Annotated in this window: 6 protein-coding genes; 2 read left to right on the plus strand and 4 right to left on the minus strand. The window is 34.9% G+C overall.

All coding sequences use genetic code 11. The features are described from left to right. Positions 1 to 371 (minus strand): GtrA family protein (locus U9P79_00115; protein MEA2103038.1); only part of this gene is annotated, 371 nt, incomplete at its 3' end. Between the two features lie 260 nt (positions 372 to 631). Between U9P79_00115 and U9P79_00120 the strand changes: the two genes are divergently transcribed. Next, positions 632 to 3,070, plus strand: a complete 2,439-nt coding sequence (locus U9P79_00120) for an agmatine deiminase family protein (protein ID MEA2103039.1) — start codon at positions 632 to 634, stop codon at positions 3,068 to 3,070. Between the two features lie 86 nt (positions 3,071 to 3,156). Then, entirely contained in the window at positions 3,157 to 3,804 is a 648-nt protein-coding gene (locus U9P79_00125) for a transposase (protein ID MEA2103040.1), read from the plus strand. Between the two features lie 65 nt (positions 3,805 to 3,869). On the opposite strand, the gene recO is transcribed toward U9P79_00125, so the two are convergent. The 3 genes from recO to U9P79_00140 form a co-directional block, all read right to left on the minus strand. After that, the gene (recO, locus tag U9P79_00130; protein ID MEA2103041.1) at positions 3,870 to 4,625 is read right to left on the minus strand and encodes a DNA repair protein RecO; all 756 of its coding nucleotides are present in this window, start codon (positions 4,623 to 4,625) and stop codon (positions 3,870 to 3,872) included. Between the two features lie 177 nt (positions 4,626 to 4,802). Further along, positions 4,803 to 6,641: a glutamine--fructose-6-phosphate transaminase (isomerizing) gene (gene glmS / locus U9P79_00135; GenBank protein MEA2103042.1), complete on the minus strand. Its 1,839-nt coding sequence runs from the start codon at positions 6,639 to 6,641 to the stop codon at positions 4,803 to 4,805. A 36-nt stretch (positions 6,642 to 6,677) separates the two neighbouring features. After that, on the minus strand, positions 6,678 to 7,907 hold the full coding sequence (locus tag U9P79_00140) for an MFS transporter (protein MEA2103043.1): 1,230 nt from the start codon (positions 7,905 to 7,907) through the stop codon (positions 6,678 to 6,680). Positions 7,908 to 7,998: the final 91 nt, after the last annotated feature.

The following is a 7,998-nucleotide window of genomic DNA, read 5'->3' on the forward strand; positions in this document are numbered from 1 at the left end:
GCAAAAAAAGTAAAAAATCCGGAAAAAAATAAAGCCATAAGATTACATATTACCACATGAAAATCAAAAAGGACTGCGAATAAATTTAAGAGAGATATTTTAATAAAAAACGAGAAAAGGGCTGCAAAATTATAGGAAAAAAATCTTTTGATAAAATCTTTAATATGATGATGAACTCGGTGATGCCAAATCCATTTGTAGCAAATATAATAGGTACAAATCACTCCCACTTCGAACGATATTGCCGGAGCAATTATATGAGATTGAAAATAATTCTTGAATAAAAATTCAGTTAATAGAAAAAGAACTGCGCTATCAACTAATCCACCAGCAATACCCCGAAGACCAAATTTTAGAAACCTTTTTATCATTTAGTACTCATCGTTTAATTTTTTTTTACTAAAAAAAATCTTTTAATAAATTTTTAACAATATCTCAAAACAAGTATTTATTAATCAAGTTTTTTAAAAATTTATAAAAAAAATAGTAGCGCAAACATCCCTGTTTGCTTTTTTTCTATATTCGAAAAAGGATGTTCAATTTACAGAATTTATTTTTATGGGATTTGACAGAATTATCGAATAAAAAAAATCGTGCAGTTTCACTAATAATAATTTTTTAAAGGAATAATATGAAAAAAACAATAAGCCTCCTCGTAACATTTTTGGTATGCAGTTCGCTTTTAGCAAATAACAAATTACCGAATTACAAGATAAGCAACCCAAAAGAAGCCGAATGGTTTGCGGAAAATCCATCCAGTCTTCCAATCTGGATGACTGAAGATGAACTGAATAGAATTGATGAAATTGGGCGAGATTTTGAACCTACCGATCCCCCACCCGCTCCCATAAGAAATATAGCAGAATTCAACAGAATGCAGGGAGTTCTTATTCGATATCCACTCGGAATTCCAGTTTCTCTTGTGGCTGAAATGTCCGAAAATGTTACTGTTACCACTATTGTAGCAAACACCTTTTATCAAAACCAAGCTACTAACAGTTATCAAAATGCCGGTGCCAATATGGATAATTGCAATTTTTTAATTGCTCCCACAGATACATATTGGACGCGTGATTATGGACCATGGTTTATTGTGGACGGTAATAATGAATTCGGAATTGTGAATTTTCCTTATAACCGTCCCCGACCTAATGATGATGATATTCCAATCGAAGTTGCTGAATTTCTTGATATAAATCTTTTCGGAATGAATTTGATTTCCACCGGTGGAAATTATATGACTGGCGGTCTTGGAATTTCTGCATCCACAGAACTTATTTGGGATGAAAATCCCACTCTCACTCACGAAGAAGTTGCTGGATTTGTGGATGAATATCTTGGGATAAATACTTATCACGTTGTCCCAGATCCGAATAATACATATATTGATCACATTGATTGTTGGGGTAAATTTCTGGATGTGGACAAAGTGCTCATTCGCTCAGTACCGGAAACTCATCCCCAGTATGATGAACTGGAAGAAACTGCAGATTATTTTGCGGAACAAATTTCTGCGTATGGGAATAACTATCAGATTTACCGCGTTTTCACACCAAATAATGAACCTTATACAAACTCTTTGATTTTGAATAAAAAAGTTTTACTTCCAATTACCGGTTCTTCCTATGATGATGATGCAATCGCCACTTACGAACAAGCCATGCCAGGATATGAAATTATCGGTTTTACCGGTTCATGGGCATCTACAGATGCTTTGCATTGCAGAACAAAAGGAATCGCAGACCTTGGCACTCTTTGGATTGAACATTATCCAATTCTCGGAGAAGCACCCGTTCAAGATGAATATTTGATTGAAGCAGAAATAATTTCGTACAGCGGAGAACCTATTTTGCCGGATTCTACAAAAGTGTTTTACCGTATAAATGGAGGAGATTTTACTTCAATTAATATGAACTTTGAAGGGGGAAATTCATATTCTGCCTATATTCCCGCCCCATCGATCGGAAGCCAAGTAGCCTACTACATCCATACTGCCGATGAATCGGGTAGAATAGAAAATGACCCTTTTATCGGCACTCCTGATCCATTCACTTTTTTTGTCGGTGAGCAACTATTTCCGGATATATCAGTTGATACTTTGATTACCGTTGAAGGTCAGTCCGGCACATCTACAGATGCAGAATTTTTGATTAGTAATGACGGAGAATTGGGATTAAACTTTTCCCTGTCATACACAACCGCAATTGAAGAAGAAATTGAATATAACGTTCCGGACAGTCCTTCCCCGAGCTCATATAATTACAATACTTATACTGAAAATGGCTGGTTAGATTATGATATCGTTGATTCAGGTGAAATTTCAAATATCAGTTTGGATTTTCATTGGGCTACAGATAATTGGCCCCAAGAGGGAAGTTTCCTGCTGGAATCACCTTCCGGTACGCAAGTTACAATCGGTGCAGGCTTAAGTTCCGGTAATTATTCCATAAATATAGATGCATTCGACGGAGAGGAATTGAATGGAACATGGAAAATTTGGATTGAGGATTCCTACGGTGATGGTGGACATCAGGCTACAAATATTCAACTGACAGCCACAATCTTATTGGAACAAGAAGAATGGCTTGAAGTTTCACCTATTTCCGGTACTGTGGAACCATCCGAAAGCCAAACAATCTATTTAACTTGTGATGCAACCCAATTACCCGTAGGAGATTATGAGGGAAATATTGAGATTACTTCGAATGATCCTGATGAGGCGGTAGTAAATGTAACTGTGCAATTTGAAGTATCCCCGGGTCAAGGCATTGATGGTGAAGTTATAACTTTCTCACAATTACTCGGCAATTTTCCAAATCCTTTTACAAATTCAACAAAAATCAATTACTCAATCGCAAAATCGAATTCAGACGTCTTGGTCGAAATTTTCAATATAAAAGGGCAATTAGTAAAAACATTAGTTAATGAGACGGCGGAGTTTGGAGTTTATCAAAAAACATGGGGCGGGAAAAATAATTACAGCAATCCTGTTTCTGCAGGAATATATTTCTATCAATTGAAAGTAAATGGAGTTACAAAATCTATTAAGAAATGTCTGCTAATAAATTAACCGTAAAGCAAACATCCCTGTTTGCCTTTTATCCCTGTTTGCATATTCGAACAGGAAGTTCGAGTTACGGTTAACCAAATAATAATATGAAAAACAGCAATTTAGAGTATAAATATTTTTACAGAAGAAACTTGCCACACATCCAGCCAAAAGGTTATTTGTTCTTCATTACATATAGATTAGAGTTCATTTTACCTGATGAGATTAGGCGTCAATTAAAAAATATAAAAGACAAATTTAATGAGGAAATGAAAAGCTCACCGGAATCTGAATTCAATAATCTAAAAACAAAATGCAATGACGAACTATTCGATCTATATGATGATTATCTTTGGAAACGCAAACAGAATCCTCATTGGCTAAAAAATAACAAAATAGCCGATATTGTAAGAGATAGTCTTTTCTTTAACCATAAAAAACTATATAAACTTGTCTGTTTTACAATCATGTCTAATCATGTCCATATAATAATTAAACCGAAAACTAACCCGAAGAACATTCAATATTCTTTAGCAAAAATAATGAAGGATCACAAAAGTTATACTGCAAATGAAGCAAATAAAATATTGACCAAACACGGACAATTTTGGCATCACGAAAATTATGATCATTTTATCCGTGATAGAAAAGATTTTAATAGAATTGTTGGTTATATTCTAGAAAACCAGGTAAAAGCCGGACTTGCTGAGAACTATCAGGATTGGAAATATTCATGGTTTGATAAAAATCCGTAAAGCAAACATTTCTGTTTGCCTTTTATCCCTATTTGCATATTCGAACAAGGATGTTCGAGTTACGGTTAGTAAATTATTTCCAAACTTTTTAGATGAATTTGTTTATGCAAATGATAATTGAGATAAATCTTAAAAATTGAATTTATTTCCCTAATCGTATCTCTTGATAATTGAAGTGAATTAATTTGTGATGAAATATTATTGATTGATGCAAGCAAATGAATTGTTTTTGAATTGCATTTCAGATTTTCTTTAACAGGAAATTTTTTAACACATTTTTTGCAAATAAAACCGCTTTCTTTAAAAGTGATTCCATACATTTCATCAACATTTTTGGAATCACACATTCTGCATTTATCGAAAGTTAGCGGGAAACCAAGATAAGAACATACGCGAAGAAAAAATCTCCAGAAAATAATAATAAAATTTCTTTTTACTGATTTAAGATAAGTAAAATAAGTTTGCAAAAGCATGAAAAAATTTTTGTAATCATTTTCTTCTAATAATAATTGTAAGTAAATTTCCGCTCCTGCTTGAGCACAGGTTGTTTTTTCTATATCATCCAAAAGTTCAAAATTATCATTAACTTCTGTAATTTCTTTAAGAAGCGAGAGCGAATTTTCCTTTTTATAAATCACTAATTCATATAGAGATAAAGTCTGCAGGACTCCACTCATTTTGCTTTTAGGATTTCTACTGCCTTTTGCAATAACTCCAATCATTCCGAATCTGTCTGTGATGAATTGCGTAATCTGGCTTGTGTTTGAGTAATTCGTTACTCGCAAAGCAATGGCATTACATTTTTCAATTCTTTGTGACATTGTAAATTTTTTCGATTACTTGCAGATAATTTATTACATTTTTCCCATTTTTTAACCACTTCATTTGTTTGCTAAATGGACTCATCACTTGCTGATGTTACATAAAGAATCTGTTTTTTTCTCTTTGTGTTCTTTGTGCCCTTTGTGTTGAATAAATTCTATAATAAAATTTAGAGATCATTCCACAGTAACGCTTTTTGCAAGATTCCTCGGCTGGTCAACATCCAGCCCTCGTAAAACAGCAATGTGATAAGCAAAAAGTTGCATCGGAATTACAGTTAGCAAAGGTGTAAGCGGGCGAGAAGTTCGGGGAATATAGATTATATCATCTGCCAGTTTGGTTAAACCTTTTGTAGTGCTGTTTGCAATGACAATAATTTTGCCCTTTCTTGATTTTACTTCTTCAATATTACTAAGAATCTTTTCATAAATAAAATCATCCGTAGCAACAAACACAACCGGCATGTTTTCATCAATAAGGGCGATAGGGCCATGTTTCATTTCTGCAGCCGGATAACCTTCGGCATGGATATATGAAATCTCTTTTAGTTTGAGAGCTCCCTCCAAGGCAACCGGATAGTTATATCCTCGTCCAAGATAAAGGGTATTCGTTGCATCTTTATATTTTCTTGCAATCTCTTTAATTTTATCGTTTTGATTCAATATTTCTTGAACCTGAGAAGGAATTTTCTCTAAATCTTTGAGGTAATCCGCTCCTTGTCTGGGAGTGAGATGCCTCATTCTTCCCATCATTAGAGCAAAAAGAAATAGAACTGTAAGTTGTGAAGTGAAAGCTTTTGTTGAAGCCACGCCTATTTCTGCACCGGCATGAATATAAGAACCGAAATCCGTTTCTCTTGCAATCGAACTGCCGATAACATTTGTGATTCCCATGACTTTTGCCCCACGAGCTTTTGCCTCGCGTAGTGCCCCAAGCGTATCCGCGGTTTCACCTGATTGGCTAATTGTTATGACAAGCGTGTCAGGTTTGAGAATCGGATCGCGATATCGAAATTCGGAAGCATATTCAACTCGAACAGGGATTCTTGCTAAATCCTCGATAATATATTCACCCACCAGTCCGGCATGCCAAGATGTTCCACAGGCTACAATACAAATTTGCTTAATATCTCGCATTTCTTTAGGAGAAATATTTATACCTCCCAATCGTGCCGTATTAAATTTTGATTCAACTCTTCCTCTAAATGAATTTTCGATTGATTGAGGTTGTTCAAAAATTTCTTTGAGCATATAGTATTCGAAATCGCCCTTATCAATCATAGAAATATCCCAATGAATTCTTTCTATTTCCTTATCTATTTCTCCGTTAAAAGTATCTTTGATAAAAATATTCTCTGCAGTAATTTTAGCAGTTTCATTATCTTTTAGATAAATAACTCTTTTTGTATGTGTTACCAAAGCAGCCGCATCCGATGCAACAAAATTTTCACCATCTCCTACCCCGATTATTAGTGGGCTTCCTCGTCTTGCTACTATCATTACGCCCGGATCATCTTCTGAAACAACTACTAAGCCGTAAGTTCCGATTAGTAATTTTGTAGTTACTCTGACGGATTCATGTAAAGATTTACCGGTTTTATGAACATCTCCAATAAGATGAGCAATAATCTCCGAATCGGTTTGACTTGAAAATTTATGTCCTTTTTCCTCTAATCTTTTACGAAGCAAATCGTGATTTTCAATAATTCCATTATGAACAATTGCTATTTTTTCCGAACAATCTGTATGGGGATGAGCGTTTATAGTTGATGGCTCACCATGAGTTGCCCAACGAGTGTGAGAGATTCCACAATTTGAGGAAAAATTTTTATCATTGGGAATGGTCTTTTCCATTTCAACAATCTTGCCTTTCATCTTATGGACGATAAGTTCTCCCTCGTTATTCAAAACCGCTACACCGGATGAATCATAACCCCGATATTCGAGACGTTTTATTCCTTCGATTATTATCGGCATTGCCTCGCGTTTACCGATATATCCAACTATTCCACACATATATTCCTCCGAGTCCCATTTAAAAGGGAAGATATTTTATTTATTATTTGCTATTTTGATTCCTTCTTTTTCATTGACCGTTTGCAATAAGATCAAACCAAAAATAAAGAAAATGCCAATACTAAGAATCGCCAGACGTTGGCTTCGCAACAAAGCGATTATTGTTCCATACATCATCGGACCGATTATTGCAGAAGCTTTTCCGCTGAGCGCATAAAAGCCAAAAAACTCGGCATGCTTACCGGTTGGGGTAAGCAACGAAACCATTGCTCTACTGGAGGATTGGCTTGCTCCCATAGCTATTCCGGCAAGAATTCCAATTCCGTAAAACTGGTTCACATTAGTGCAAAAAAATGCACCAACAACAATAACGATCCAAATCAATAAACTGATGCTAATAGTTGATTTCACGCCAATTCTGTCAACTATAAAGCCAAAAAATATTGACCCTAAAAAGGCAAAGACGTTTGCGAGAAGAAAATAAATGATCAATTTTGTGCCAGTCATTCCAAATTGAGATGCACCGTAAATTGCCGCAAAAACTATAACCGTTTTTATTCCGTCATTATAAAAGAAAAATGCGATAAGGAATTTCCATAATTCCCGATAATTTCTAATATTTTGAAAAGTAGTTTTCAGGCGTTTGTAACCGATTTTTATGTAATTTTCATGCTCAAAATCCTTCCGAAATGATTTTTTTTTAATTAAAAGGAAGATGGGAATGGCAAAAATTCCATAGAAAGCTGCAATGAACGGAAAGACATAAACTGTTCCCCTACCGATTATTATATATGAAATTCCCAAGGCTGTTAAACCGCCGATGTATCCGAATCCCCAGCCGAATCCTGAAATTTTCCCGATATTTTCCTTCTTTGCAATTTCCGGTAGAAATGCGTTATAGAAAACATTACCTCCTTCAAATCCGATATTTGCCAGAATAAAAAGCAGCATTCCCCAAAAAATATCACCTTGTCGAACAAAATACAAAAGTGCGGTAAACAAGACGCTGAGGTAACAAAAGAAAAAAAGAAACTTTTTTTTAGATTTTGAATAATCGGATATAGCACCCAAAATCGGAGCAATAAATGCCACTATCAACATCGAAACACTTACGGACAATCCCCACAAAGAATCTCCGGACAATTTGCCCCCAACCACAATATTTTTGAAATACACGCTATAAACAACCGTTACGATAACTGTGGTAAACGATGAATTTGCAAAATCGTAAGAAATCCAACCAAGAATACTTTTATCTAATTTCACCTGCGGCAATCTCCAAAATTAATTTTGATTGTAAGAAATATGGTTTACCTTTCAACGTCAAGAAAAATGACCAAAAATATGGTTTTAACTT

This window comes from Candidatus Cloacimonadota bacterium, assembly GCA_034661015.1.
Classification (GTDB): Bacteria; Cloacimonadota; Cloacimonadia; order JGIOTU-2; family JGIOTU-2; genus JAYEKN01.